The 24003-nt window shown below is 65.8% G+C and carries 30 protein-coding genes; 16 read left to right on the top strand and 14 right to left on the bottom strand.

The window, feature by feature from the left end; genetic code table 11:
- Positions 1 to 179: 179 nt before the first annotated feature.
- The 4 genes from IV112_RS21525 to vapB form a co-directional block, all read right to left on the bottom strand.
- The gene (locus IV112_RS21525; RefSeq protein ID WP_368500625.1) at positions 180 to 965 is read right to left on the bottom strand and encodes a HEPN domain-containing protein; all 786 of its coding nucleotides are present in this window, start codon (positions 963 to 965) and stop codon (positions 180 to 182) included.
- Between the two features lie 258 nt (positions 966 to 1223).
- Entirely contained in the window at positions 1224 to 1508 is a 285-nt protein-coding gene (locus tag IV112_RS17665; RefSeq protein WP_304005705.1) for a type II toxin-antitoxin system RelE/ParE family toxin, read from the bottom strand.
- A complete protein-coding gene (locus IV112_RS17660) occupies positions 1505 to 1792 on the bottom strand; it encodes a CopG family ribbon-helix-helix protein (protein ID WP_304005703.1) in 288 nt (95 codons plus the stop codon). The genes IV112_RS17665 and IV112_RS17660 overlap by 4 nt, the downstream gene beginning before the upstream one ends.
- Positions 1793 to 1992: 200 nt before the next feature.
- Positions 1993 to 2262, bottom strand: coding sequence for a type II toxin-antitoxin system VapB family antitoxin (gene vapB / locus IV112_RS17655; RefSeq protein WP_304005701.1), 270 nt, complete (start codon positions 2260 to 2262; stop codon positions 1993 to 1995).
- Positions 2263 to 2421: 159 nt separating this feature from the next.
- Between vapB and thiD the strand changes: the two genes are divergently transcribed.
- Positions 2422 to 3219, top strand: coding sequence for a bifunctional hydroxymethylpyrimidine kinase/phosphomethylpyrimidine kinase (gene thiD / locus IV112_RS17650; protein WP_304005699.1), 798 nt, complete (start codon positions 2422 to 2424; stop codon positions 3217 to 3219).
- Between the two features lie 79 nt (positions 3220 to 3298).
- Here the strand turns inward: thiD and IV112_RS17645 are convergent, their stop codons facing one another.
- The 4 genes from IV112_RS17645 to argS are packed head-to-tail and all read right to left on the bottom strand — an operon-like array spanning position 3299 to position 7078.
- Positions 3299 to 4081 (bottom strand): SDR family oxidoreductase, encoded by a 783-nt coding sequence (locus IV112_RS17645; protein ID WP_304005697.1) that lies wholly within the window; start codon positions 4079 to 4081, stop codon positions 3299 to 3301.
- 17 nt (positions 4082 to 4098) lie between these two features.
- Positions 4099 to 4740: a thiol:disulfide interchange protein DsbA/DsbL gene (locus IV112_RS17640; protein ID WP_304005695.1), complete on the bottom strand. Its 642-nt coding sequence runs from the start codon at positions 4738 to 4740 to the stop codon at positions 4099 to 4101.
- Between the two features lie 25 nt (positions 4741 to 4765).
- A complete protein-coding gene (locus IV112_RS17635) occupies positions 4766 to 5335 on the bottom strand; it encodes an SPOR domain-containing protein (protein WP_304005693.1) in 570 nt (189 codons plus the stop codon).
- Positions 5336 to 7078, bottom strand: a complete 1743-nt coding sequence (argS, locus tag IV112_RS17630) for an arginine--tRNA ligase (protein ID WP_304005691.1) — start codon at positions 7076 to 7078, stop codon at positions 5336 to 5338.
- Between the two features lie 209 nt (positions 7079 to 7287).
- Here argS and ubiB point away from each other — a divergent pair, with 209 nt between their 5' ends.
- The 3 genes from ubiB (at position 7288) to IV112_RS17615 (ending at position 11203) form a co-directional block, all read left to right on the top strand.
- Positions 7288 to 8817 (top strand): ubiquinone biosynthesis regulatory protein kinase UbiB, encoded by a 1530-nt coding sequence (gene ubiB / locus IV112_RS17625; RefSeq protein ID WP_020166330.1) that lies wholly within the window; start codon positions 7288 to 7290, stop codon positions 8815 to 8817.
- Positions 8818 to 8988: 171 nt separating this feature from the next.
- Positions 8989 to 9597, top strand: coding sequence for a hypothetical protein (locus IV112_RS17620; RefSeq protein ID WP_304005688.1), 609 nt, complete (start codon positions 8989 to 8991; stop codon positions 9595 to 9597).
- A 103-nt stretch (positions 9598 to 9700) separates the two neighbouring features.
- Complete coding sequence (locus tag IV112_RS17615) at positions 9701 to 11203, top strand: sodium:solute symporter family protein (protein WP_020166328.1); 1503 nt, start codon at positions 9701 to 9703, stop codon at positions 11201 to 11203.
- On the opposite strand, the gene IV112_RS17610 is transcribed toward IV112_RS17615, so the two are convergent.
- The 4 genes from IV112_RS17610 to IV112_RS17595 all read right to left on the bottom strand — a co-directional run bounded on the left by IV112_RS17610 (position 11204) and on the right by IV112_RS17595 (position 14766).
- On the bottom strand, positions 11204 to 11908 hold the full coding sequence (locus IV112_RS17610) for a hypothetical protein (RefSeq protein ID WP_296813491.1): 705 nt from the start codon (positions 11906 to 11908) through the stop codon (positions 11204 to 11206).
- 246 nt (positions 11909 to 12154) lie between these two features.
- Complete coding sequence (locus tag IV112_RS17605; protein ID WP_296813493.1) at positions 12155 to 13585, bottom strand: ammonium transporter; 1431 nt, start codon at positions 13583 to 13585, stop codon at positions 12155 to 12157.
- Positions 13586 to 13598: 13 nt separating this feature from the next.
- On the bottom strand, positions 13599 to 13937 hold the full coding sequence (gene glnK / locus IV112_RS17600) for a P-II family nitrogen regulator (protein ID WP_018412627.1): 339 nt from the start codon (positions 13935 to 13937) through the stop codon (positions 13599 to 13601).
- Between the two features lie 37 nt (positions 13938 to 13974).
- A complete protein-coding gene (locus IV112_RS17595; RefSeq protein WP_296813495.1) occupies positions 13975 to 14766 on the bottom strand; it encodes a TorF family putative porin in 792 nt (263 codons plus the stop codon).
- Positions 14767 to 15138: 372 nt separating this feature from the next.
- On the opposite strand from IV112_RS17595, the gene IV112_RS17590 reads away from it, so the two are divergent.
- From IV112_RS17590 to IV112_RS17555, 8 genes are all read left to right on the top strand, one after another.
- Positions 15139 to 15387: an accessory factor UbiK family protein gene (locus IV112_RS17590; protein ID WP_304005682.1), complete on the top strand. Its 249-nt coding sequence runs from the start codon at positions 15139 to 15141 to the stop codon at positions 15385 to 15387.
- A gap of 66 nt (positions 15388 to 15453) precedes the next feature.
- Positions 15454 to 16035 (top strand): YceI family protein, encoded by a 582-nt coding sequence (locus IV112_RS17585; protein WP_304005680.1) that lies wholly within the window; start codon positions 15454 to 15456, stop codon positions 16033 to 16035.
- A 57-nt stretch (positions 16036 to 16092) separates the two neighbouring features.
- Complete coding sequence (locus IV112_RS17580) at positions 16093 to 16668, top strand: YceI family protein (protein ID WP_304005678.1); 576 nt, start codon at positions 16093 to 16095, stop codon at positions 16666 to 16668.
- Between the two features lie 242 nt (positions 16669 to 16910).
- Positions 16911 to 17489 carry a DJ-1/PfpI family protein gene (locus IV112_RS17575; RefSeq protein ID WP_020166322.1) on the top strand — a complete coding sequence of 193 codons (579 nt, stop codon included), beginning with the start codon at positions 16911 to 16913 and terminating at the stop codon, positions 17487 to 17489.
- Between the two features lie 67 nt (positions 17490 to 17556).
- Positions 17557 to 17940 (top strand): ribbon-helix-helix domain-containing protein, encoded by a 384-nt coding sequence (locus tag IV112_RS17570; RefSeq protein WP_020166321.1) that lies wholly within the window; start codon positions 17557 to 17559, stop codon positions 17938 to 17940.
- Positions 17940 to 18443 (top strand): M48 family metallopeptidase, encoded by a 504-nt coding sequence (locus tag IV112_RS17565; RefSeq protein ID WP_304005677.1) that lies wholly within the window; start codon positions 17940 to 17942, stop codon positions 18441 to 18443. Before IV112_RS17570 ends, IV112_RS17565 begins: the two co-directional genes overlap by 1 nt.
- Positions 18444 to 18475: 32 nt before the next feature.
- Complete coding sequence (locus IV112_RS17560) at positions 18476 to 19405, top strand: patatin-like phospholipase family protein (protein ID WP_304005676.1); 930 nt, start codon at positions 18476 to 18478, stop codon at positions 19403 to 19405.
- Between the two features lie 10 nt (positions 19406 to 19415).
- Complete coding sequence (locus tag IV112_RS17555; protein ID WP_304005675.1) at positions 19416 to 19844, top strand: cupin domain-containing protein; 429 nt, start codon at positions 19416 to 19418, stop codon at positions 19842 to 19844.
- A 99-nt stretch (positions 19845 to 19943) separates the two neighbouring features.
- On the opposite strand, the gene IV112_RS17550 is transcribed toward IV112_RS17555, so the two are convergent.
- Positions 19944 to 20087, bottom strand: coding sequence for an entericidin A/B family lipoprotein (locus tag IV112_RS17550; RefSeq protein ID WP_019916159.1), 144 nt, complete (start codon positions 20085 to 20087; stop codon positions 19944 to 19946).
- Between the two features lie 28 nt (positions 20088 to 20115).
- Positions 20116 to 20502, bottom strand: a complete 387-nt coding sequence (locus IV112_RS17545) for a hypothetical protein (protein ID WP_232416096.1) — start codon at positions 20500 to 20502, stop codon at positions 20116 to 20118.
- 143 nt (positions 20503 to 20645) lie between these two features.
- Between IV112_RS17545 and IV112_RS17540 the strand changes: the two genes are divergently transcribed.
- The 4 genes from IV112_RS17540 to IV112_RS17525 all read left to right on the top strand — a co-directional run.
- Positions 20646 to 21218 carry an NnrU family protein gene (locus IV112_RS17540; protein WP_304005674.1) on the top strand — a complete coding sequence of 191 codons (573 nt, stop codon included), beginning with the start codon at positions 20646 to 20648 and terminating at the stop codon, positions 21216 to 21218.
- 11 nt (positions 21219 to 21229) lie between these two features.
- The gene (locus IV112_RS17535; RefSeq protein WP_304005673.1) at positions 21230 to 21658 is read left to right on the top strand and encodes a PPC domain-containing DNA-binding protein; all 429 of its coding nucleotides are present in this window, start codon (positions 21230 to 21232) and stop codon (positions 21656 to 21658) included.
- 412 nt (positions 21659 to 22070) lie between these two features.
- Positions 22071 to 23729: an ATP-dependent helicase gene (locus tag IV112_RS17530; RefSeq protein ID WP_304005672.1), complete on the top strand. Its 1659-nt coding sequence runs from the start codon at positions 22071 to 22073 to the stop codon at positions 23727 to 23729.
- Positions 23730 to 23752: 23 nt separating this feature from the next.
- Positions 23753 to 24003: AAA family ATPase (locus tag IV112_RS17525; protein WP_304005772.1), on the top strand; the 251-nt coding region annotated here is incomplete at its 3' end.

Genomic DNA, 24003 nt, shown 5'->3' with positions numbered 1-24003 from the left:
GGCCACTTGAACGCTAGCTGTCGAAAGAAATGACTCGATCTTTCGATGGTTTGATATCTGATGTGCTCCGATGCAGGCAGTCCGCAGGTCTATCTTGAGGCTGCGGCTGGACTCTGCATCCGGGCTGATAATGAGGAGAGAGATTCGGCGAAGTTTGCAGCGCGCTTGAACGCCTCAGACTAGGAGGTCGTATTTTTCGCTGCTTCATTGGCTAGCGCACGATAACTGGCTGCGATCGACCCAGGTATGAAGACATATTTCTGTAACTCAGGAAGAATTTCTGGATAGTGCAGCAGTAACGGATTCTGCGCATGCATTTGAGCGCGGGCCCGTATGACTTTACGTGCGCGTACCCCGTAGCATGGATTATTCCAGACGAGTGGGGGTCGGCTTGGGTGACGCGGATTGTCCAGGATCTTTTCCAAGTGACCGCCGTGTAGCCGGAATAGGTGTCGAGGCTGGCTCCCGCTAAGTTCCAGATCAGTCTTCGCCTTCTGGAGTAGTGATTCTTCGATTGGAGGGAGCGCTTTCCCGAACACATTCAGAACCTGACAGTAACGACGTAGCTCCCATACGCACAGATCAAGATCGACCATCACATGGCCATGCACATAGTATGGAACGTCTAGGTAACGGTGCTCTCCGAGGTCAGCGACGTGGTCTAGAAACCTTTTGCTTCTATTCGACAGCTCGATCTTGAATGGAAGGTGCCGCGTCAATGCCAGCGCTCCGAGAATGTCGTGTCTGACTCGGGTTGCCTCGATGCGGTTGTATAGAAGGATAGCTTTGAGGTACTTCTCGAGCGCTTGATGGGACGACCATAGGAATTGCGGAAAGAGTTCGCTTCTACAGGCGAGCCGTGCATGAATGTAGTCCCGGTCCGCTTGGTCCCGGAAGGACTCTGTAGCAAACGAATTGAGGCACCGGTCGATTTTGTCCTGCGCATCGACAAAGAGGTTAGTCATAGCTCAGTTTTTTGCATACGGATGAAGTGGATCGGATTGCCTAGCTAGTAGAGGACGCTGAAACTGAGAGTACCTCGCTAGCGTTTCCATTATTCCGACAAGCTGGACTGGCGATACCTCTTGCATTCTCACCACTTCCCGTTGGAGACCCGATTCGCGTAACGGTGACAAAGCCGGGTGTCACGTCCTGAACCCTTGCACAACAAGAGGCGCCCTGATGGATGGGCACCCCAACGCCCTGGGCACGCAATCTTCTTCCTAGGATCGACCCTCCGGCCACTGTCTGCGCGCATGCAGCACCCGTAATACGCGCACGCAATCGGCGGTGAGGTCATAGACCACGACGTAGTTCGGATGAATCACCAGCTCCCGCGTTCCGGCAACGCGGCCTTCCCGGCCGAGGATTGGGTGGGCAGTCAGGCGGGCGGAGCTGTCGGAGATCGACTGGTCGAGTGCCGCCGCAGCGGCTGGGTTGTCTCGCGCGATATGGGTGCGGATGTCGCGGCGGTCCTGCGCAGCAAGCCGCGTCCACAACAGTTTCAAGATCTGTCGGCGGCTTGGGCGCGTGTTCCGGCACGCCATGCGGCGGCTTCGGCTTCGACTTCTTCCGCGGGCAGCAGCTCGCCAGCGTTCGCGGCGTCCTGTCCGGCCTGCACCTGGCGGCGGAACCAGGCGTCGTGTTCGGCGGAGTCCTGCTGCTGCCGGACGTAATCGCGCATGAAGTCCCTCAGCAACTGCGCACTGCTCCGGTCACGGGACTTCGCGGCTGCGGTGAAGTCATTCTTCAGGGATTCTTCGACCCGGAAGGTAAAGGTGGCATCGCTCATGGCGCCGTCTCACGTGTTACATCGTCAGTACAGCGTAGCACGTGTGCGCTTACCGGGCAGCCTTGCGGATGAGCGGCTCCCGGATCACGCGTGTCGTAAACCGGGTGAGTGGGGCAGGGCTCACCGCTGTCGCGTTCGGACGGATTTCTACGGGCGTGCCCGATCGGGAGGTCGTCGGTGTCGAGGGGCTGATCGGGTCCTTACAGCCCGTTCTCGCTCAACAGCCCCGGCACACGCTCGACTTCGCGCGCCGGCTGATCCTGGCTGGCGCGTTCGTTCATGAAATCGTCGGTGGGTATGTTTGAGCCGCCGAGGAAGAAACTGTCCCACACCGCGCCCACCGGCGAAATGATGCGTTCCCGGCCGGCGACCCGGACGACAACCTTCTTCACCTCTTCAGGAAATTGCACCTCGGCAGGGAGGCGCACGGCCTGGGTGCGGTTGTGGGTAAATACGGTGCTGGCGGTCATGGCTTGGCCTCGATCCGATGCTATGTACGCAGACGATATAACGAGTGTCCGCAACTGAACACGGTGACGCGGGGCGTACCCGCCACTTCGATATATGCGGATTCGACCGCCGCGCCCCGCTTGCGCCATCATGATCGCCCGCTCGCTGAAACCCTTTCCATGATCCCCAACGTCCTCACCATCGCCGGCACCGACCCGACCGGTGGCGCCGGCATACAGGCCGACCTCAAGACCTTTTCCGCGCTCGGTGCCTATGGCATGAGTGCGATCACCGCGGTGGTGGCGCAGAACACCTGCGGGGTGCGCAGCTTCGTGGCGCTGGAGCCGGATTTCGTCGGTGAGCAGATCGACGCGGTGTTCGACGACGTGCGGGTCGATGCGGTGAAGGTGGGCATGATCGCCAACGCGGCGATCGCCTGCGTGGTGGCGGACCGGCTGCGGCGGTATGCGCGCTGCCCGGTGGTGGTCGATCCGGTCATGGTGGCCAAGAGCGGCGACCATCTGCTGCTGCCGGACGCGGTGGCTGCGCTGCGCGACGAGCTGCTGCCGCTGGCTACGCTGATCACGCCCAATCTGCCGGAAGCGGCGGTGCTGCTCGACCGCCCGGCGCCGCAGACGCTGGACGACATGCGCGACATGCTGACCGCGCTGCGCGCGCACGGACCGCAGTGGGTGCTGCTGAAGGGCGGCCATCTGCGCGCGCCGCACAGTACGGATCTGCTCGCCGGCCCCGACGTCGAACTAGCGCTGCCGGCCCAGCGCATCGTTACCACCCACGATCACGGTACCGGCTGCACGCTGGCCGCCGCTGCGGCAGCGCTGCTGCCGACCACGGACGTGGTGAGCGCGGTGCGCCAGGCGAAAGACTATCTGGGTGCCGCGCTGGCCGCCGCGTACCAGCTGGAGGTCGGCAGGGGGCGCGGTCCGGTGCACCACTTCCACGCACTGTGGAAATGACCGGTCACCTCACGCTTTGCCACGGCCGCATCGCCGTTCCGTCTCCCTTGAATCCTGCGGCCTGGGTCTTGTGTCGGCCCTACAGCGTGCCGCGCGGCTTGCGCCCTGACTTCGCCGCCAGCGCGTCGTACACCGGGTTGGGCAGCAGCCGCATCAACTTGGCGACGATGCCCATCTGCCACGGAATGACGGCATAGCTGCGTGGCCCGTCGATGAAGCGGGCGAAGCGTTCGGCGGCGTCGGCGGCTTCGAGCATGAAGGGCATCGGGTAGGGGTTTTTCTCGGTCATCGGCGTGTCGATGTAGCCGGGGCACAGCGTCTTCACCCGTACGCCGCTGCCGCGCAGTTCGACGCGCAGACTTTCCAGGTAGCTGATCGCCGCCGCCTTCGACGCGCTGTAGGCGCCGGCACCGGGCAGGCCGCGGATACCGGCGACGGACGCGACGCCCACCAGCGTGCCCGAGCCGCGCGCCTGCATCGGTTTCACGAAGGGCGCGAAGGTGCGTATCAGCCCCAGCATATTGATGTCGAACACCGCCTCGAACGCAGGCAGGTCTTCCTGTTCGCCGGTCAGCGTACCGACCGATACGCCGGCGTTGCCGATGACGACGTCGGGCACGCCGACGCGGGCGATGAAATCCTCCGCCGCGGCGCGCAGCGCGTCGGTGTCGCGCACGTCCGCGGCGTATTGGAGGTGCCGACCCGGCAGGCTGGCCGTGACCTTATCGAGCAGCGCCGCGCGGCGTGCGACCAGGCCCAGCGTCGCGCCCTGTGCCGCGTAATGGCGTGCGAGGGCCTCGCCGATACCGGTGGACGCGCCGGTCAAAAAAACAACGGGTGCCGCGTGGGCACCCGTCGTCATCGTCGAACCGTCCGGCTTCACTTCTTGCCGGCAGCGGCGCGCTCGGCGCGGGCGCGGTCGATCAGCGCGTCGAGGTTGGCGAGCATGCCGTCGAAGCTGTTGCCCAGCGCGATGTACTTGCCATCGACCACCAGCGCCGGCACGCCGGTCAGCTGGTAGGCGGCGCTCATCTGCTGCGCGCGCTGCACCTTGCCCGACACGGCGAAGGACTTGGCGGTGTCTTCGAACTTCTTGCCGTCGATGCCGTTCTTGCTCATCCACGTCGCGATGGTGCCGATGTCGTTGAAGGCCTGGCGATCCACGTGGATGGCGTCGAACACCTTGCCGTGCATGCGATCCAGTTCGCCCATGGTTTCCAGCGTGTAGTAGGTCTGCGCGCCGGCCACCCAGGACTGGCGGAAGATCGCCGGTACGCGCTTGAAGGTGACGTCGGCCGGCAGCTTGGCCAGCCACTTCTTCAGCGTCGGCTCGAGGTCGAAACAGTGCGGGCAGCCGTACCAGAAGAACTCGATCACTTCGACCTTGTTGCCCGGCTCGGTGGACTGCGCCGGCTTGATTTCACGGTAGTCCTTGTCGGTCAGCGGCGCGGCGGTGGCGGTGCCGATGGACATGAAGCCGGCGACGGCCAGCGCGGCAAGGGCTTTGAATCCGAATTTCATGCTGTCTCCTTATTCTGAATCGATGTCATCGGACAATCGACGCGTCGATTCCGTTCTGTGCAAGGTCAGCGCGTACGCGCTGCATGTCTTCCGCGTTGGCGAAGGGGCCCAGGCGCACCCGGTACAGCGTGCCCTTGCCGGGCACCGTACCTTTCTGCACCGAAGATTCCAGACCGATCAACGCAAGACGGGCGCGCAGGTTGTCCGCTTCTTCTTCCGACGAGAAAGCACCTGCCTGCAGCAGCAGCGACGCCGGCGGCTGTGCGGCTGCCGGCGGCTCCGCGGCAGGAGCCGGCTTTGCCTCCGGCGCGGCGGCCGGTGCCGGCGTGTTGCCGGGCAGGGTTTCGTAGAAGTCGAAGCGTGGCTTCGCGGGGGCCTTGTCGCCGGGCTTGCCCGGCAGTGCGGCCGGCTCGGTCGGCGGCTGCGCCGGTGGCGGCGCGCTGCCGCGCACCTGCAGCGGCAGCGACGAGCCATTGATGTACCACATGACGCCGGCGCTCAGCACCACACCGAGCACCAAGCCGATGAAGATGCCGACCACGGTGCCGCCGCGGCTCTTGCGTGCAGATGATTTCTTCGCTGGGGCCTTGGCCATTTACATTGTTTCCGGGGCGGACACGCCGAGCAGGGCGAGGCCGTTGGCGATAACCTGCCGGGTGGCCGCCGCCAGCGCGAGGCGGGCTTCGCGCACGGCCAGATCGTCCACCAGCATGCGCGAGGCGTTGTAGAAGGCGTGGAAGTCCGACGCCACGTCGCGCAGGTAGAAGGCAACCGAGTGCGGTGCACGGTCGGCCACCGCGGCCGTGATCACGTCCGGGAACTCGGCCAGACGCTGTGCCAGCAGCAGTTCCTTCTCGCCGGACAGGCTGTCCACCGGCACGCCCTGCAGCAGCGACAGGTCGAGCGCGTGGTTGGCGACCGCTTCGCGGATGACCGAACAGATGCGCGCGTGCGCGTACTGGATGTAATAGACCGGGTTGTCGTTCGATTCCGACTTGGCCAGATCGAGGTCGAAATCCAGGTGCTGGTCGCTCTTGCGCAGCACGTAGAAGAAGCGGGCGGCGTCGTTGCCCACCTCGGCGCGCAGATCGCGCAGCGTGACGAAGTCGCCCGAGCGCTTGCCCATGGCCGCCTTCTCGCCGCCGCGGTAGAGCACGGCGAACTGCACCAGTGCGATTTCGAGCTTGTCCGGGTTTTCGCCGAGTGCGGCGAGCGCACCCTTCACGCGCGGGATGTAGCCGTGGTGATCGGCGCCCCAGACGTCGATCACCAGATCGAAGCCGCGCGCGAATTTCTCGGCGTGGTAGGCGATGTCGGACGCGAAATACGTGTACGCGCCGTTGTCGCGGCGGACCACGCGGTCCTTCTCGTCACCGAAATGGGTGGAGCGAAACCACAGCGCGCCGTCCTGTTCGTAGATGTGGCCGGCGTCCTGCAGGCGTTTCACCGCGCGATCGACCGCGCCATTCGTGTGCAGCGACTGTTCCGAGTACCACACGTCGTAGTGCACGCGGAATTCGCCGAGGTCGTTGCGCTGGTCGGCCAGCATCGCGTCGAGCGCGAAGCGGTGCACCGTCCACCAGTCGTCGCCGAGCGATTTCTTGGCGGCGGCGATCAGCGCGTCAAGCATGGCGTCGGCGGTGTCGCCCGGCTGCGAAGCGTCGGGCAGGTCGCCGGTGTGGCGGTTAAGTCGTGTGCCCTGCTGGATGAACAGTTCGGCGCCGATGTCGCGCACGTAGTCACCGCGGTAGCCGTCGGCCGGGAATTTTACGGCGGTGCCCTGGGTTTCGAGATAGCGCAGCCATACCGACACGGCCAGGATGTCCATCTGGCGGCCGGCGTCGTTTACATAGAACTCGCGCGTCACCGCGTAGCCGGCGGCTTCCAGCAGATTGGACAGCGCCGAGCCATAGGCCGCGCCGCGGCCGTGACCGACGTGCAGCGGGCCGGTCGGATTGGCCGACACGAATTCGATCTGCACCTTCCGCCCGGCGCCGCTGTCCGAGCGGCCGTAGCGTTCGCGTTCGGCGAGGATGCGGCCGACGATGGCCTGCTTCACTGATGCGCTGAAGAAGAAGTTGATGAAGCCCGCGCCTGCCACCTCGGCACGCTCGATCACGTTGGATGGCGGCAGTTCGCGCACGATGCGTTCGGCGATCACGCGCGGGTTCTGCTTCAGCGCCTTGGCCAGCTGCAGCGCGACGTTGCAGGCGAGGTCGCCATGCGCGGCCTGCTTCGGGCGATCAAGGATGATGTCGGGCGCGGCGAGGTCAGGTGCCACGCTGGCGAGCGAGGCATGCAGCAGACGGGTCAGTTCCTGGCGCAGTTCGGGGGTCATGAATGGAACGAGGGCGCGAAGCGCAGAAGCATTTGAAGACCGCGAAGTATAACGCGAGCCCGTGGAGGCCCGCCGCGCGCGGCTTCCGGGGCGGCAGGCCTTCTTGTACAGTGCGCGCTCCCGCGCCGCTGCCGAATTTAGCAACATGACGTTTCACGCCGCCCGTCCGACCCCTGCCGATCCGCTGCCCGCGGTGAAGGGCTGAACCGATGCGCTGGTTGCGACTGCTCAAGATCGTCACCGTCAGCCTGCGTTTCGGGCTCGACCAGATGCTGATCGACGCCGGCAGCAAGCTGCGCTTCGCCGGTCTGCTGCGCGTCACCCGGCTGGGCCGCCGATTCGACGCGCCGCGCGCGGTGCGTCTGCGTCAGGCGCTGGAGGCGCTCGGCCCCATCTTCGTCAAGTTCGGCCAGATGCTGTCGACGCGGCGCGACCTGCTGCCGCCCGATCTGGCCGACGAACTGGCCAAGCTGCAGGACCGCGTGCCGCCCTTTCCGTCGGAACAGGCGATCGCCCGCCTCGAAACCTTCTACGGCAAGCCGCTGGCGCAGGTCTTCCGCAGCTTCGAAACGCAGCCGGTGGCGTCGGCCTCGGTCGCCCAGGTGCATTTCGCAGTGCTGCCGACGGGTGAGGAAGTGGCGGTCAAGGTGCTGCGGCCGGGCATCGAGCACGTCATCGCCAACGACATCGCGCTGATGGAAACCGCCGCCACGCTGCTCGAACGCGTGTGGTCGGAAGGCCGCCGGCTGAAGGCGCGCGAGGTGGTGGCGGAGTTTTCCAAGCATCTCGGCGACGAGCTGGACCTGATGCGCGAGGCGTCGAACTGTTCGCAGCTGCGCCGCAACTTCCGCGATTCGCCGCTGCTCGCCGTGCCAGAGGTGTACTGGGACTACTGCGGTCCGGGCGCGATGGTGATGCAGCGCATGCACGGTCTGCCCATCTCGCAGGTCGACGCATTGCGCGCCCAGGGCGTAGACATGGCCGCGCTGTCGCGCGCCGGCGTCGAAATCTTTTTCACCCAGGTGTTCCGCGACGGCTTTTTTCACGCCGACATGCATCCGGGCAACATTTTCGTCGCACCGGACGGCCAGTACATCGCGCTCGACTTCGGCATCATGGGCACGCTGACGGACGTCGACAAGAACTACCTGGCGCAGAACTTCCTCGCCTTCTTCCAGCGCGACTACAAGCGCGTCGCGCAGGCCCACGTCGACGCCGGCTGGGTGCCGCGCGGCACTCGGGTAGACGAATTCGAAGCGTCGATCCGCGCCGTCTGCGAGCCCATCTTCGACAAGCCGCTGAAGGAAATCGAGTTCGGCCGCACGCTGCTGCGCCTGTTCCAGGTATCGCGCCGCTTCAACGTCGAAATCCAGCCTCAGCTGGTAATGCTGCAGAAGACGCTGCTCAATATCGAAGGCCTGGGCCGTCAGCTCGATCCGGAACTGGATCTGTGGAAGACGGCCAAGCCCTTCCTCGAGCGCTGGATGAGCGAACAGATGGGCTGGCGCGCGCTGCGCCGCAAGCTGGTCGAAGAGGCGCCGGGCTGGGCGCTGACGATGCCCGAGCTGCCCCGTCTGGCGCACCGCGTGCTGAGCCAGGCCGCCGCCCACGACGCCTTGCACGACCCCATCATCATCGAGCGGCGCAGCCGTCGCCAGCTGCGCTGGCTGCGCATACTGAGCGCGCTGGTCGCGGTGCTGATCGGTCTCGAAATCTGGCGCATCGCCGCCGGTCTGTAGGAGTCATCGGCAGCACGTCTGCCGTGGTCGGGAAGAACACCCGAAGCGGCGCCCTCAAGTCAGCGCCCGCCCCGTCGTTAGTGATCCTTCATGCCGCGAGATCACAACGATGAAAACGACCACGGTAGATACGCATCAAGGCTGCACGGCGTCCCGCCCGGAGGACGCGCGATGACGCCGGCTCACCCCGCACGCCTCGGCGCGCTGGCCGGGTCGATGACCCGCTCGGTACATGGCGCGGCGCTGACCTTTTCGCAAATCGTGTCCGAACGCGTCGGCATGTCGGTTTCGCATGTCGCGCTGGCCGACCGCGAGTCGCTGCAGCGCAGCTTGTGCGCGCTCGACGAATTCAGCGGCGGCCGCCTGTGCGTGGTCGCGCAGCGCATGCGCACCGCTGACGGCCAGGCGGCCGAAGCGCTGCTTGCGCTGCCGGAGGAGGGCGCGCTGCTCATCGTGCGGCGCATGCTCGGTCTGGCCGATGTCTCCGACGAACTGACCGAACTCGAACAGGACGCGCTGGCCGAAGCCGGCAGCATCGTCATCGGTGCCTGCAGCGGTGGCCTCGCCGGCGCCTTCGGCTGGAAGGTCGAAGCGACGCAGCCGCGCGTCGCGCTGTCGTCGCGCGATTGCGCTTTCGGCGTCGACGAATCGCTGCAGAACGCGCTGGTCACCCACCTGCACATCCATCTGTCCGGCCTGCGGGTCGAGGGCCGCGTGGTGCTCGAAATGGTGGCCGACACGGCGCTGCCGGCCGCCTCGCGCTATTCACTTTCGGCCTGATCGAAAAACTGCCGCTTTCCTTTGCCCATCAGCGTTTGCGCGCCGCTATCATTGCGCTCGCGCGGCGTCGTGCCGCGCCGCGCAATGTTCCGCCGGGGCGTTCATGCTGATCTGGTTCGTAGTGCTCTATCTGATGGTGTCGGTCGGCATCGGCCTGTACGCGTCGAAGAACGTTCATAACGCGAAGGACTTCGCGGTCGCCGGGCGTAGCCTGCCGCTGCCGGTGGTCACCGCCACCGTGTTCGCCACCTGGTTCGGTGCCGAGGCGGTTTTCGGCGTGTCGGCGCAGTTCGTCACCGAAGGTCTGGGCGGTGTCGTGGCCGACCCCTTCGGTTCGTCGATGTGCCTCATCATCGCTGGCTTCTTCTTCGCCTCGAAGCTTTATAAGCTCAACATCCTGACCGTCGGCGACTACTACCGCATGCGCTACAACCGCACGGTGGAGGCGATCACCTCGATGTGCATCGTCGTGTCCTACCTCGGCTGGGTGGCGGCGCAGATCAAGGCCATGGGCCTCATCTTCTTCATGGTGACCAACGGCGCCGTGAGCCAGGAGGCGGGCATGGTGCTGGGCGCGGTCATCGTGCTCACCTACACCACCTTCGGCGGCATGTTCTCGGTGGCCATCCTCGACTTCGTGCAGATGGCGGTGTCGATGGGCGGCCTGCTCTACATCGCCTACATCATCAGCGGCCTGACCGGCGGCGTGGCGCCGGTGATCGAGCACGCGTCGGCAGCCGGCAAGCTCGATTTCTTCCCGCCGGCCGACCCCTGGCTGTGGATCACCTTCATCGGCGCCTGGCTCACCATGATGCTGGGTTCGATTCCGCAGCAGGACGTGTTCCAGCGCGTCACCTCGGCAAAGTCGGCCAAGGTGGCCGTCGGTGGTTCGGTGCTCGGCGCGACCATCTACTTCTGCTTCTGCTTCGTGCCGATGTTCATCGCCTATTCGGCGACGCTGATCGATCCGGCCACCTTCGGCGCGCTGATCGAGGAGGATTCGCAGCGCGTGCTGCCGACGCTGGTGATGCAGCACACGCCGCTGATCGCGCAGATCCTGTTCTTCGGCGCCGTGCTGTCGGCCATCATGAGCTGTTCGTCGGCGACACTGCTGGCGCCCTCGGTCACCTTTGCCGAGAACATCGTGAAGGGCTTCTACCCGCGCATGAGCGACCGTCAGCTGCTGTTCGTGATGCGCGGCGCCATCGTCGGCTTCGCCAGCGTCGTGCTGCTGGTCGCGCTCAATTCGGAAACCAGCATCTTCGGCATGGTCGAGAACGCCTACAAGGTGACGCTGGCCGGCGCCTTCGTGCCGCTGTTCTTCGGTGCCTTCTGGAAACGCGCGACGACCCAGGGCGCGCTGGCGGCCATCATCGGCGGGCTGATGTCATGGCTGCTGATCGAGATCCTGGTCGGTGAAGCGAGCCTGGTACCGCCGCAGCTGATCGGTCTGGTCGTCAGCATGGTCGGCATGGTGGGTGGGTCACTGCTGCCGCAGTGGGTCGGTCACCGGCTGCCGCACGAACCGGATCACGCGGCGCTGCATCACCATGCTGCGTCCGGTACGCACCACGCCGCGCCTGGCGGTCACCACACGCCGAACTGATCAGGGCTTCGCGCCCGTCTCGGTGGTTTCCTTGGCGTCCTTGGCGGCTTCCTTCGCTGCCGCCTCGGCCTCGCGGCGGGCGCGCTCCTCTTCGCGGCGCTGTACGCGCTCGTCGATCTTCGCCGCCTTGCGCCGTTGGTCGGCGGCGCGCTCGGCGGCACGCGCGTCCTCGCGCTTGCGCTTGGCCGCCTGCGCGGCGTCGCGCTCTGCCTGAGCGCGTTCGCGCGCCTCGGCCTGGGCCGCCATTTCGGCGTCCTTGTCGGCGCGGGCGGCTGCATCCTGCGCACGCTGCGCCTCCTGTTCGCGCGTCTTGACGCTCATTTCGATCGACTTGTCCCGGCGCGCTTCGGCCGCACGCTGCTTTTCCGCGCGGCGAACTTCGGCGGCGCGGGTGCGCATGTCGCGCTCGATGTCGCTGGCCTGGATTTCCAGCTTGCGCGCCTCACCCACGCTGCGGCGATAGGCTTCGTCGGTGTCCTCGATGCAGGACGACACCAGCGTGCGCTGCCAGCAGGCGGCATAGCCCTCGTCGCGCGCAATGCGGGCTGCTTCCTGTTGCGTGCGTGCCTGCTGCTTCAGCGCAGCGGCCTGGTCGCGCAGCCGTGCGCGCTCTTCCGTGGGGAAGCTGTCCTCCTGCGCAGCGGCGAAGGTGCTCGCGCTCAGGGCAATCAGCGCAGCCATGCTGCGCAGGGCAAAGGTGTTCACGTGCGGTGTCCTCGTTCAATCCGGGGCGCCTCGGCGGGCGCCCTCGTTGCCGTCCCCCGCGGCGCTGAGGGCAGCAGGGGCCATGATGCTAACCCGCAACCGCGGGTCGGGCACGAGATCGATCAACGCGCATGCCTCGCTGGCGACGGACAGCACGCGCCGGCCTAGGCCTCGCTGACACCGTGCACGCACAAAAAAAAACGGGCGCCCGAAGGCGCCCGAACCATTGCTGGGGGAGTGTTCGTATCAGAGGCGGTAGGCGGTTTCGCCGTGGGCGGTCACGTCCAGACCTTCACGCTCTTCGTCTTCCGGCACACGCAGGCCGATGAAGATGTCGACCAGCTTGTAGGCGATGAAGGACACGACGCCCGACCACACGATGGTGATCACCACGCTCATTGCCTGGATGCCGACCTGGGCACCCATCGCGAAGTCCTCGGCACCGGTGCCGCCGAGCGACGGCGCGGTGAACACGCCGGTCAGGATGGCGCCGACGATGCCGCCGACACCATGCACGCCGAACACGTCGAGCGAGTCATCGGCACCGAGCATGTGCTTCAGGCCATTCACGCCCCACAGGCAGATCACGCCAGCCAGCAGACCGATCACCAGTGCACCCATCGGGCCGACGGTACCGCAGGCCGGGGTGATGGCAACCAGACCGGCGATCGAGCCGGAAGCGGCACCCAGCATCGACGGCTTGCCCTTGAAGATGGCTTCGGCGGCGATCCAGGCAACCGTAGCAGCAGCGGCGGCAATCATCGTGTTGATGGCGGCCAGCGCAGTGTTGGCGTTGGCTTCCAGGTTGGAGCCGGCGTTGAAGCCGAACCAGCCCACCCACAGCATCGACGCACCGACCATGGTCAGTACCAGCGAGTGCGGTGCCATCGATTCCTTGCCGTAGCCGATGCGCTTGCCGACCATGTAGGCACCCACCAGACCGGCGACACCGGCGTTGATGTGCACCACCGTGCCGCCGGCGAAGTCGAGCGCGCCGTGACCCAGCAGGTAACCACCGGCACCCCACACCATGTGGGCGATCGGGATGTAGGAGAAGGTGAACCACAGCACCGAGAACAGCAGCACCGCCGAGAACTTGGCGCGTTCGGCGAACGAACCGACGATCAGCGCGGCGGTGATGCCGGCGAAGGTCAGCTGGAACATGATGAACACGTACTCGGGCAGCTTCACGGCGGGGCTGAAGGTGTCAGCCAGCGATTCGACCGAGACACCGCTCAGGAAGAGCTTGTCCAGCGAACCGATGAAGGGCGTGCCCTCGGTGAAGGCGAGGCTGTAGCCGTAGATGACCCACAGCACGCCGATCAGCGAAAACACCACCATCACCTGCATCAGCACCGACAGCATGTTCTTGGCGCGCACCATGCCGCCGTAGAACAGCGCCAGGCCGGGCAGGGCCATGAACAGCACGATCACGGTGGATACCAGCATCCATGCCACGTCGCCCTTGTGGACTTCGGCCTTCACTTCTTCGGCCGGAGCCGCTTCAGCCGGTGCTGCTTCGGCGGCCACCGGTGCTGCCTCGGGCGCCGCCGGGGCGTCGGCGGCCGGTGCGGCCGCTTCTGCCGCGACCGGCGCTGCCGGGGGGTCTTCTGCCATGACAGGCGCTGCCAGGCCGATGGCCAGCGTTGCGCACAGGATGCTCAAAAAGCGCTTCATCTCCCGTTCTCCCTTAAAGCGCATCGACGCCGGTTTCACCGGTGCGGATGCGGACGACTTGTTCGAGATCGAATACGAAAATCTTGCCGTCGCCGATCTTGCCGGTGCTGGCGGATTTTTCGATGGCTTCGACGACGCTGTCGACCAGCTCGTCGCTGATCGCCGCTTCGATCTTCACCTTCGGCAGGAAATCGACGACGTACTCGGCACCGCGATACAGCTCGGTGTGGCCTTTCTGACGACCGAAACCCTTGACCTCGGTGACGGTGATGCCCTGCACGCCGATGGCGGACAGCGCCTCACGCACTTCGTCAAGCTTGAACGGCTTGATGATGGCAGTGACTAGTTTCATGACATTCCCCTGGCAGATGCCGCGAAGCGTTTGTAAATCAGAAGGTCTTGGAAACGAATACGACGTACTGGTCGTCACCGAGGAACTTGCGGGAAGTGTTCGTGTAGAACGCCTTCTGGGTGCTGTTCATGCTGGTGTCAGTGTAATAGGCGCCGACGGTGAAGCTTTGCGGCAGCGCGTACGAAAGACCGATCTTCCAGTCTTCATAAGAAGCAACGGAATCGTTACTCACGCCGCCGTTCGAGCCGCTGAATTCTTGTATGCCGTAGTGCAGGTTCAGCGTCAGCGCGTCGGTGATCGAGTAGTTGGCTTGGAGGTCAAGGTACCAAGTGCCGGAGGCATTGTTCACGCCGAAGGTGTCACCAAGGCTGTAAGAGTACTTCGCTGACAGAAACTGCCAACCAATTGCGGCATAGGCTTCGAGTGTGTCAGCGTTGACGAATCCGGATGTCCGGCTGCCAGGATATATATATTGGAGAAGACCTATGTCATAGCTAAAGTCAGTAGCTCTGATGTTGCCCCTAAAGCCACCGTATGTATTCGTCTCAAGACTGCTCGAGCGGTAGCCGGTAATGCTCTCCGAATCAGACAGCCACGAACTGGATGAAGCCCAGGTGCCAATGTAGAAGCCGCTGGCGTGCGAGTAGTCGAAGCCGCCCTGCAGTGCGATGTCTTCGTTGGTCTGGCTGATGCCGCGGAACACGTACTGGCTGAACAGACCGACGTTGCCGGTGAAGGTGTGCGGGCTGGCCGGCTCTTCGGCATGGACGGAGAAGGCGGGCACGGCCAGCGCGCTGGCGAGGGCGGCGGCGATCAGAGTCTTTTGCATGAGTGTTCACTCCTTGATGTTAGGGAAAACTGCTCAGCCTCCATTGCACGGACCGTGCCAGCAAGCAAACATCAATAATTTCAATGGTTTGTGATCATGTCCCACAGCGGCGCCGTGATCCATGCAACGGCCTTGCCCCAAGTTCACGCGCGACAAATCCGACTCGCACCAAGTCGGTGCGTGAATACATGGCCTTACATTCCGTGCGCGAATTCGGTGCCCGCATGCCCGGAAATGCACCGCGATGTCATGAATGGCGTCGCCGCGATGGTCGCGCCGGCTGCCGCTTGCCGGCACAATGCGCGGCGAACGTTCGTCGCGTCGGCGTCCCGCCGGGGTGACGCGTTGAATCCCTAACTGCAGGAGGTCGCCATGCTCAATCCCAAGATGCTCGAGGAGCTGTCCAGCCGTTTTTCCGAACTGATTGCCGCCAGCCCGGCCCGCGATCTGGAAAAGAACGCCAAGGCGATGGCCAGCGCCATGTTTTCCCGCCTCGATCTGGTTACGCGCGAGGAATTCGACGTGCAGAGAGAGGTGCTGGCCCGCACCCGCGCCCAGCTCGAAGCGCTGGAAGCGCGTGTTGCCGATCTTGAAAGCCGGCTTGCCGCACGCGAGGGCTGACTGCGGCCGCGGAATTTTTCCCGTCATCGCGCATCAACAACGGTGTGCGACTTATATGGAGAGCTCATGACCTTCCCGAATTTCACGGCCGTGTGCCGGTCGACCGTGATCGCTGCGGGTCTGGCACTGGCCGTGCCGGCGCTGGCGGCCGGCACCTACAGCCGTGTGCTGCCCGAGAAAAGTTCGCTGGCCTTCGTGTCGCAGCAGATGGGGGTGTCGGTCGACGGCACCTTCCGCAAGTTTGCCGCGACGCTTGATTTCGATCCGACCAAACCCGAGGCCGGCAAGGCCACGCTGGACATCGAACTGGCGTCGATCGATGCCGGTGGCCCGGAAGCCAACGACGAGGTGAAGGGCAAGAACTGGTTCGACGTGAAGCAGTTCCCGACGGCGCGCTTCGTGTCCACCTCGGTCAAGCCGCTGGGCAACAACAGGTTCGAAGTACGCGGCCAGATGAGCATCAAGGGCAAGACGCGCGAGGTGGCCGCGCCCTTCACGCTGAAACCGGAGGGTGCCGGTGCGGTGCTCGAGGGCAGTTTCCCGCTCAAGCGCCTTGACTACGGAGTCGGCACCGGCGCCTGGGGTGACACCTCGGTGGTCGCCGACGAGGTGCAGATCCGCTTTCGGCTCGCCGTCGCCGGCAAGTAATCCCCCGGACGCGCCCGACTGCGGCGCGCCCGTACATCAATAAGAAGGAGTTCCTGCATGAAGAAGATCGCTGTTGCCCTGTTCGGCGCATTCGCCGGCCTGTCCATGACCGCCGGCGCGATGGCCGCCGATAGCTTCACCATCGACAGCCGCCACACCTTTCCGGTGTTCGAGGTCAACCACCTCGGCTTCTCGACGCAGCGCGGCCGTTTCAACAACGTGACCGGCAAGATCATGCTGGTGCCGGCGCAGAAGAGCGGCAGCATCGAGGTCACGATCGACAGCGCTTCGGTCGACATGGGCCTCGAAGCCTGGGACAAGCACATGCGCGGCGAGGATTTCTTCAACGTCGAGAAGTTTCCGAACATGACCTTCAAGTCGACGAAGCTGATGTACGAAGGCGACAAGCTGGTCGGCGCGGAGGGCGATTTCACGCTGCTCGGCGTGACCCGGCCGGTGCGTCTGGACGTCAAGGGCTTCGCCTGCGGCACCCACCCGATCAACAAGAAGGCGCTGTGCGGTGCCGACATCTCGACCACCCTGAAGCGTTCGGAATTCGGCATGACCAAGTACCTGCCGGGCATCGGCGACACGGTGGTGATCAACATCCCGGTCGAGGCGTTCAAGGACTGAGGCGGCGCAGGAGCGCAGCTGCCGTGTCGCGGCCAAGGCCGCTCCCACGGCGCGTGCGCCCGGGCCGCTAGCCGAACCAGGTGCGCGGTGCTGTGGGAGGGGTCTTCTGACCCCGACAACGGCCGTCGATCAGCTACGGCCGCATGCGCCTCATGTGTTAACGGAATACCACCCCGAGCCCTTCCGTCCGTAGCACGTTAGCGACCTGCGCGCGTTGCGCGCTTCACGCGAGGAGGACGGACATGAAGGCGAAGAAAATCCTGTTGCTGGCCGGCGATTTCGTCGAGGACTACGAAATCATGGTGCCTTTCCAGGCGCTGCTGGCCGTCGGCCACACCGTGCATGCGGTGTGTCCGGACAAGAAGGCGGGCGACCAGATCGCCACCGCCATTCACGATTTCGAAGGTCAGCAGACCTATTCCGAGAAGCGCGGCCATAACTTCACGCTGAACGCCACGTTCGATACGGTGAAGGCCGAGGACTACGACGCGCTGGTCATCCCGGGCGGTCGTGCGCCTGAATACCTGCGCATGGACGACAAGGTGCTGGCCATCGTCCGTCACTTCGCACTGGCCGACAAGCCGATCGCCGCCATCTGCCACGGCGCCCAGCTGCTGGCCGGCGCCAAGGTGCTCGAAGGCCGCCTGTGCTCAGCCTACCCGGCCTGCCGCGCAGAGGTCGAACTTGCGGGTGGCCGCTACGCCGACATCGCCATCGACGGCGCGGTGACTGATCGCAACCTCGTCACAGCGCCTGCCTGGCCGGCGCACCCGGCGTGGATTTCGCAGTTCCTCGCGGTGCTCGGCACGCGCATCGAGTGAGCGAACGGCGCGGCGGGGCGTGTGCGTTCCGCTGCGCTGTCTACAATAGGCGCAGGAGGTGTCACCCATGTGCCAGATCTTCATCCGCGCCGACCCCGAACTGTATGTGATGCGCAGCCGTTCGCTGCGGCTGCGCGGCGTCGCCACCAGCATCCGACTGGAGAACCAGTTCTGGGACGTGCTGGAAGAGATCGGCGCGCGCGACGGGCTGACGCTGCCGCGCCTCATTTCGAAGCTGTACGACGAACTGGCCGAGGCGGGCGGCGGCGACGGTGCCCATCTGCTGCCGGCCAACTTCACCTCCTTCCTGCGCGTCTGCTGCGGTCGCTACATGGCGCTGCAGCTGGCCGGCGCGATACCGGCCGACACCCGCATCGCCATCTCGTCGCTCGACGCCGAACGCGTGCTGGCGGCCGAACGCCGGCGCACCGCGGCCAATCAGGTCGCCTGATGACGGTACTGAAGTACCTGTCGGCCTATCCGGCCCACATCCAGGATCAGGTGCGCGCATTGATCGAGCAGGACAGGCTGGCCGAAACCCTGCGCGTGCGCTACCCGGAGCGTCACGACATACGCAGCGATTCCGCGCTGTACGACTACGTGCTCGAACTGAAGAACCGCCACCTGCGCACCGCGCCTCCGGTCGCCAAGGTGGCGTACGACAGCGGCCTCGGCCTGGTGGCGAAGGCGCTCGGCACGCAGACCACGATTTCGCGCGTGCAGGGCGCGAAGCTCAAGAGCAAGCGGGAAATCCGCGTCGCCACGCTGTTCCGCGACTGCGCGCCGGAGTTCCTGAAGATGATCGTCGTGCATGAGCTGGCGCACCTGAAGGTGCGCGAGCACGACAAGAGTTTCTATGCGCTGTGCGAGCACATGGAGCCGCGCTATCACCAGTACGAGTTCGACCTGCGACTGCATCTGACCTGTCTCGACCTCGCAGGCAAGTCCGCGTAGCCGGCGAGCCGCGCGGCGCTACACTGCGGCCGATGAGCGAAGTGAAGAAAACCGTATCCCTCGTGCTGGGTTCCGGTGGCGCCCGCGGCCTTGCGCACATCGGCGTCATCCGCGAACTGCTGGCACGTGGCTACGACATCCGCGCGATCTCCGGTTCGTCGATGGGCGCCGTGGTCGGCGGCATTCACGCTGCCGGCGGGCTCGACGCCTACGAGCAGTGGGTGACCGGCCTCGTCCAGTCCGACGTGTTCCGCCTGCTCGACTGGACCTTCTCCGGCGGCGGCCTGATCCGCGGCACGCTGCTGATGACGCGGCTGCGCGAGCTGATCGGCGACTGCGACATCGAAAGCCTGCCGCTGGACTTCACCGCGGTGGCGGTCGACATCGAGCGCGGGCGCGAGGTGTGGTTCACCGACGGTCCGCTGTTCGAAGCGATGCGCGCCTCCATGGCCATACCGTCCATCTTCACGCCGCACGCCTACCGCGGTCGCACGCTGGTCGATGGCGGCCTGCTCAACCCGGTGCCGGTGGCACCGACCCAACGCACGCTGACCGACCTCACCGTCGTGGTCGACCTGAATGGCGAATCGGTCGAGCCGCCGCCGCTGCAGAAGCTGCCTGCCGAAGTATCCCCCGGCCTGCTGGCGCGGCTGCGCGGCTATCTGCCGGGCGGCAACGGCGACGCCAAGCCGGTCGAGACCGGTCTGGCGATGTCCGACGTGCTCATGCGTTCGCTGGAAACCATGCAGGCCGCGATCACCCGCCAGCACCTCGCGGTGTTCTGGCCGGACGTTGTCATCAGCGTGCCGAAGAACACCTGCCAGTTCCACGAATTCCATCTGGCTGCGCCGCTGATCGAATATGGCCGCCGGCTGGCGGCCGCGGCACTCGATGCGGCCGAGAACGAGCGCGCGCGGCACAACGTCCATACGCCGCTGCGCACCGATCGCGCGCAGCAGTAAGGAGCCGTCGATGCATAAAGCGATGATCGCGCTGACCGTTGCCCTGCTGAGTGGCGCGGTCGCGGCACAGACCCCGCCGCAGCCGCTGCGGCCGGAGCAGGCCACCTGGTTCAGCCCGCCGGCGGTTCCGGCGCTGAAAGCCGCCTGGCTGGTCGGTTCGGAACAGGGCGCCGGACCCTACCTGCTGCGCGTGCGCCTGGCGGCGGGCGGGCGCTTCCCGCCGCACACCCATCCGGACACCCGTTATACGACCGTGCTCAGCGGCACGCTGTACGTCGGCTTCGGCGAACGCGTCGACGAGACCGCCGTGGTGGCGGTGCCGGCGGGCGCCATTTACGAAACACCGGCCGGCGAGCCGCACTGGGTGTGGGCCAAGGACGGCGACGTCGAATACCAGGAGTCCGGCGTCGCACCGACCGCCACCCGTCCTCTCCGCTGACCGCGCGTCGACAAAAAAACGCCCGGTTCCGCGAGCGGACCGGGCGAGCGCAAGGAGGAGTGAAACGGAGCAGCTACTTCAACAGCATCAACATCAGGACTACATCTTTTGCTGGACGTCGCGGGCGGTGTCCTGGACCTTCTCGCCGCCGGATTCGATGTCCTTGCCGGCGCCTGCGATCGTGTTGCAGCCTGCCAGAGCCAGGCCAGCGCACATCAGCATCAGGGTGATCAGTCTGTTCATCGTCGTCTCCTGTCGTTCAGTGTGGGATTCAGGTGCGATTGCGCAGCTGCGCAACCGTCGGCTGGAAGTCGCCTTCTTCATCGACGTCCAGCGTCAGCATCAGTCCGTCCTCGACCGGCTGCAGCCGGTAATCCGGTACCGCAAGACGCAGGCCCGCGTCACTGCCGCGCGAGATGCGCACCATGGCGTAACGGGCGGATCGTTCGCCGTGGCGGGCCGAGATGGTCTGTTCCACCACGCCCACGGTCGCGCCCTCGGTGTCGAACACTTCGCGACCGTCCAGCGACGACAGCGCGACGGCGGCACCCGACGGTGACGCGTCGATACGTCCTGTGCGACCCAGTTCATAGGCGGCGAGCAGGGCGATCACGGTCAGTGCGCCGGCCAGTGCCGACATCAGCATGCGTCCAGTCATGATGGGTATCTCCGTCTGCATGACACGAGCCCAGTATGGGCAGCGGACGGGTGTGCGCCTGTCATCCGTCGCGGTGGGCGCGTGTAGGACAAATCCGGCAGGCGCGCTTCGGTTACCCTCGCGTCTGGTCGAGGAGGACGGACATGATCGGGTTGATCGCGGGACTGGTGCTGGTGATCGGTGTGCACTCATTGCGGCTGGTGGCGCCCGGCCTGCGCGAGCAGGTGATAGCGCGGCACGGCGCGACGCGCTGGCGCCTGCTGCATTCGGGCGCGTCGCTCGTCGGCCTGGTGCTGCTGATCTGGGGCTATGGCGAGGCGCGGTCCCAGCCGCTGTGGCTGTGGATACCGCCGGTGTGGTCGCGCCACGCCGCTGCGCTGCTGATGCTGCCTTCGTTCGTGCTGCTGGCGGCTTCGCTGCTGCCGGGTTCGCGCATCGCCGCCCGGCTGCGCCAGCCGCTGGCTGCGTCGGTGAAGATCTGGGCCTTCGCTCACCTGCTGGCCAACGGTACGCTGGCCGACCTGCTCATGTTCGGCAGCTTCCTCGTGTGGGCGGTGCTGTCCTTCACGCTGCTGCGTCGACGCGAAGCACATCTGCCGGTGCCGCCCGGCTCGGCGGCCGGCGACCTGAAGGTGGTGCTGGCCGGCATCGCCGGCTGGGCCGTGTTCGCGTTCTGGCTGCACGGCCTGCTGATCGGCGTGCGTCCCTTCGGCTGAGGAGAGCGGGAATGATGACCGTACACATCGAGCGTCTGCGCCCGGGCGACGACCTGCGGCGCAGTCTCGAACACTGGGCGAAGCGGCAGGACCTCGGCGCCGCATTCGTGCTGTCGGCGGTCGGCAGCCTGTCACCGGCCATGCTGCGGCTGGCCGGGCGGGATACACCGACGGTGATCGACGGCGACAGCGAACTGCTCACGCTGTCCGGCACGATCAGCGCGCACGGCGTGCATCTGCACATGTCGGTGGCCGACGCCCACGGACAGGTGACCGGCGGTCATCTGCTTGCCGGCAGCATCGTGCGCACGACGATGGAACTGGTGCTCGGCATCGCCAGCGGTTGGGAAATCCGCCGCGAGATCGACCCGCTCACCGGCTACGAGGAAATGGTGGCCGAGAACCACGACGAACTGCTCGGTGCGCGCGGCCCTGATTAGACGACGTATCGGAAGCAAGGCATCGCCCGCCGGTCCGCACGCACGACGCCGCGCCACATCGCGCGAAAACTTATTTCGTCACCGCTGCCCAATAAATAGGCAACACCGTTGACACCGGCCTCCCGCGCGCGATTGCGGCGTCTATACATCTTTCGCTAACAAGTTTGTCCACAGATGCTGTGGATGACGCGACGCGGTCTGCCGCGATCCATGTCGTGGTCATCGGTGCGCGACGCGGCCGGAGGCGAATCCCCTGGCTTCGACGTACCTGCCCAAAAATGAGGCAACCCTATTGACACCCTCAGCCGGCGCGGCTGCCGTGACGACGCGCTGCATCTTGTCCACAGATGTTGTGGATAAGAACAGCCTGCCGGCCGTGTAAGCTCGCGGCTTTCCGAATCAGGATCCTGCAGTGGCGAAAGTCATTCCCGACGGCTGGCGAGAACTCGCGGCGGGCGAGGCCGGCGGCGCGGCCGAACGCGAGCTGGCGACGCTGGCGCTGCTCGAGCGCGGCCTGCCGGCCGCCTACACCGTCTACCACGGCGTGCACTGGACGCGGCTGGACGAGGGCGGCTTCTCGATCTACGGCGACATCGACTTCGTCGTGGTGAATGCCGCCGGCGAACTGCTGGCCATCGAACAGCGCAGCGGCTTCCTCGAAGAAGGGCCGCAGGGTCTCAGTTCGCGCCGGCGCGGTCGCGACCGCAATGTCGCGGTCGGCATCGCGCGCTCGCGCACCGCGCTGCAGGCACGGCTGGCCGCGCGGCTCGGCGGCCCGGTGCCGCGCATCGAGTACCTGCTGTACTGCCCCGACTACTTCGTGCGCCAGGCACATACCGCTGGCATCGAACCGGAACGCATCGTCGACGCCGCGGTGCGCGATCAGCTAATACCGCGCATCCGCGCCATCCTGCCGCCAGGCGAACACAGCGGGCACGCGCCCGAGGTGCACCGCTTCCTGCGCGACGAGATCAAGCTGGAGCCGGACGTCGCCGCGCGGCTGGGTATCGCGCGCGAGCGCATCACCCGTGTCGCGGGCGGCCTGTCGCAGTGGGCGCGCGCGCTCGACTTCGACCCTTACCGGCTGCGAGTCGTCGGCACCGCCGGTTCCGGCAAGACCCAGCTGGCGCTGGCCGAGTACAGCGCCGCCATCGCGGCCGGCCGCCGCCCGCTCTACGTCTGTTTCAACCGCCCGCTGGCCGACCATCTCGCGCACATCGCGCCGGAAGGCGGCCTGGCCTGCACCTTCCACCACCTGTGCGAACGCGTGCTCGCCGCACACGGCGAGCGGCCGGACTACGCCAAGCCGGACGCCTTCGACGCGCTGATCGCACGCGCCGGTGAACTCGAGGTGCCGGACGACCTGCGCTTCGATTCCATCATCGTCGACGAGGGGCAGGACTTTTCCGCCGACTGGGCGCAGCAGCTGTGGCGCCATGCCGCCGATGATGACGCGCGCCGCATCTGGCTCGAAGACCCGATGCAGAACCTGTACGCGCGCCCCCCGATCGAGCTGCCCGGCTGGGTCACGCTGCGCGCGCACAGCAATTTCCGCAGCCCGCGACCGGTGGTGCGCATGCTGCAGGCGCTGCTGCCGGCCGCCGAGCATATCGAGGCGGCATCGCCGTTCGAGGCGGACGAGGTCGAACTGCTCGCCTACGACACCGCCCATCCGCTGACCACCCGCGTGAAGGAGGCGATACGCCTGTGCTTCGCCGCCGGCTTTCATGCGCAGGACGTCGCCATCATCAGCTGGCGCGGCCGCGAACAGTCGGAACTGCTGCGCCACGACCGCCTCGGCGCCAACGCGCTGCGCAGCTTCACCGGCCAGTACGACCTGCTCGGCCAGCCGGAGTATTCCGGCGGCGAAGTGCTGATCGAATCGGTGTACCGCTTCAAGGGGCAGTCGGCGCCGGCGGTCATCCTCGCCGAAATCGACTTCGAAACGCTGGACGAACGCACGCTGCGCAAACTCTTCGTCGGCGCCACGAGGGCGATGATGAAGCTGGTGCTGGTGGCGAGCGAACGCGCCGCCGCGCAGCTGCGCGACAAGCTGGGAGCACATCCGTGAACGGCGTTGCGCCGCACGCGCTGATGATCCAGGGCACCACGTCGGACGCCGGCAAGAGCACGGTCGCCGCCGGCCTGTGCCGCAGCCTGCACCGGCGCGGCGTGCGCGTGGCGCCGTTCAAGCCGCAGAACATGGCGCTGAACAGTGCGGTCACCGCCGACGGCGGCGAGATCGGCCGCGCCCAGGCGCTGCAGGCCCAGGCCTGCGGGCTGGCGCCGCACACCGACATGAACCCGGTGCTGCTCAAGCCCAACTCCGACACCGGCGCCCAGGT

It is taken from the genome of Methyloversatilis discipulorum (assembly GCF_018780585.1).
GTDB classification, from domain to species: Bacteria; Pseudomonadota; Gammaproteobacteria; order Burkholderiales; family Rhodocyclaceae; genus Methyloversatilis; species Methyloversatilis discipulorum_B.
The sequence above is the reverse complement of the archived record's forward strand: the minus strand, read 5'-3'. Positions and strand labels throughout refer to the sequence as shown.

What these genes read in the sequence shown, in the direction of transcription:
- IV112_RS17620 (WP_304005688.1), top strand. Translation starts at nt 8,989, where the DNA reads ATGACGCCGGCTCACCCCGCACGCCTCGGCGCGCTGGCCGGGTCGATG.
- argS (WP_304005691.1), bottom strand. Translation starts at nt 7,078, where the DNA reads ATGACCCCCGAACTGCGCCAGGAACTGACCCGTCTGCTGCATGCCTCG.
- IV112_RS17635 (WP_304005693.1), bottom strand. Translation starts at nt 5,335, where the DNA reads ATGGCCAAGGCCCCAGCGAAGAAATCATCTGCACGCAAGAGCCGCGGC.
- IV112_RS17575 (WP_020166322.1), top strand. Translation starts at nt 16,911, where the DNA reads ATGAAGGCGAAGAAAATCCTGTTGCTGGCCGGCGATTTCGTCGAGGAC.
- IV112_RS21525 (WP_368500625.1), bottom strand. Translation starts at nt 965, where the DNA reads ATGACTAACCTCTTTGTCGATGCGCAGGACAAAATCGACCGGTGCCTC.
- IV112_RS17550 (WP_019916159.1), bottom strand. Translation starts at nt 20,087, where the DNA reads ATGAACAGACTGATCACCCTGATGCTGATGTGCGCTGGCCTGGCTCTG.
- IV112_RS17645 (WP_304005697.1), bottom strand. Translation starts at nt 4,081, where the DNA reads ATGACGACGGGTGCCCACGCGGCACCCGTTGTTTTTTTGACCGGCGCG.
- IV112_RS17660 (WP_304005703.1), bottom strand. Translation starts at nt 1,792, where the DNA reads ATGAGCGATGCCACCTTTACCTTCCGGGTCGAAGAATCCCTGAAGAAT.
- IV112_RS17640 (WP_304005695.1), bottom strand. Translation starts at nt 4,740, where the DNA reads ATGAAATTCGGATTCAAAGCCCTTGCCGCGCTGGCCGTCGCCGGCTTC.
- IV112_RS17585 (WP_304005680.1), top strand. Translation starts at nt 15,454, where the DNA reads ATGACCTTCCCGAATTTCACGGCCGTGTGCCGGTCGACCGTGATCGCT.
- IV112_RS17595 (WP_296813495.1), bottom strand. Translation starts at nt 14,766, where the DNA reads ATGCAAAAGACTCTGATCGCCGCCGCCCTCGCCAGCGCGCTGGCCGTG.
- vapB (WP_304005701.1), bottom strand. Translation starts at nt 2,262, where the DNA reads ATGACCGCCAGCACCGTATTTACCCACAACCGCACCCAGGCCGTGCGC.
- IV112_RS17560 (WP_304005676.1), top strand. Translation starts at nt 18,476, where the DNA reads ATGAGCGAAGTGAAGAAAACCGTATCCCTCGTGCTGGGTTCCGGTGGC.
- IV112_RS17605 (WP_296813493.1), bottom strand. Translation starts at nt 13,585, where the DNA reads ATGAAGCGCTTTTTGAGCATCCTGTGCGCAACGCTGGCCATCGGCCTG.
- IV112_RS17580 (WP_304005678.1), top strand. Translation starts at nt 16,093, where the DNA reads ATGAAGAAGATCGCTGTTGCCCTGTTCGGCGCATTCGCCGGCCTGTCC.
- IV112_RS17615 (WP_020166328.1), top strand. Translation starts at nt 9,701, where the DNA reads ATGCTGATCTGGTTCGTAGTGCTCTATCTGATGGTGTCGGTCGGCATC.
- thiD (WP_304005699.1), top strand. Translation starts at nt 2,422, where the DNA reads ATGATCCCCAACGTCCTCACCATCGCCGGCACCGACCCGACCGGTGGC.
- IV112_RS17535 (WP_304005673.1), top strand. Translation starts at nt 21,230, where the DNA reads ATGATGACCGTACACATCGAGCGTCTGCGCCCGGGCGACGACCTGCGG.
- IV112_RS17540 (WP_304005674.1), top strand. Translation starts at nt 20,646, where the DNA reads ATGATCGGGTTGATCGCGGGACTGGTGCTGGTGATCGGTGTGCACTCA.
- IV112_RS17590 (WP_304005682.1), top strand. Translation starts at nt 15,139, where the DNA reads ATGCTCAATCCCAAGATGCTCGAGGAGCTGTCCAGCCGTTTTTCCGAA.
- IV112_RS17570 (WP_020166321.1), top strand. Translation starts at nt 17,557, where the DNA reads ATGTGCCAGATCTTCATCCGCGCCGACCCCGAACTGTATGTGATGCGC.
- IV112_RS17545 (WP_232416096.1), bottom strand. Translation starts at nt 20,502, where the DNA reads ATGACTGGACGCATGCTGATGTCGGCACTGGCCGGCGCACTGACCGTG.
- IV112_RS17555 (WP_304005675.1), top strand. Translation starts at nt 19,416, where the DNA reads ATGCATAAAGCGATGATCGCGCTGACCGTTGCCCTGCTGAGTGGCGCG.
- glnK (WP_018412627.1), bottom strand. Translation starts at nt 13,937, where the DNA reads ATGAAACTAGTCACTGCCATCATCAAGCCGTTCAAGCTTGACGAAGTG.
- IV112_RS17565 (WP_304005677.1), top strand. Translation starts at nt 17,940, where the DNA reads ATGACGGTACTGAAGTACCTGTCGGCCTATCCGGCCCACATCCAGGAT.
- ubiB (WP_020166330.1), top strand. Translation starts at nt 7,288, where the DNA reads ATGCGCTGGTTGCGACTGCTCAAGATCGTCACCGTCAGCCTGCGTTTC.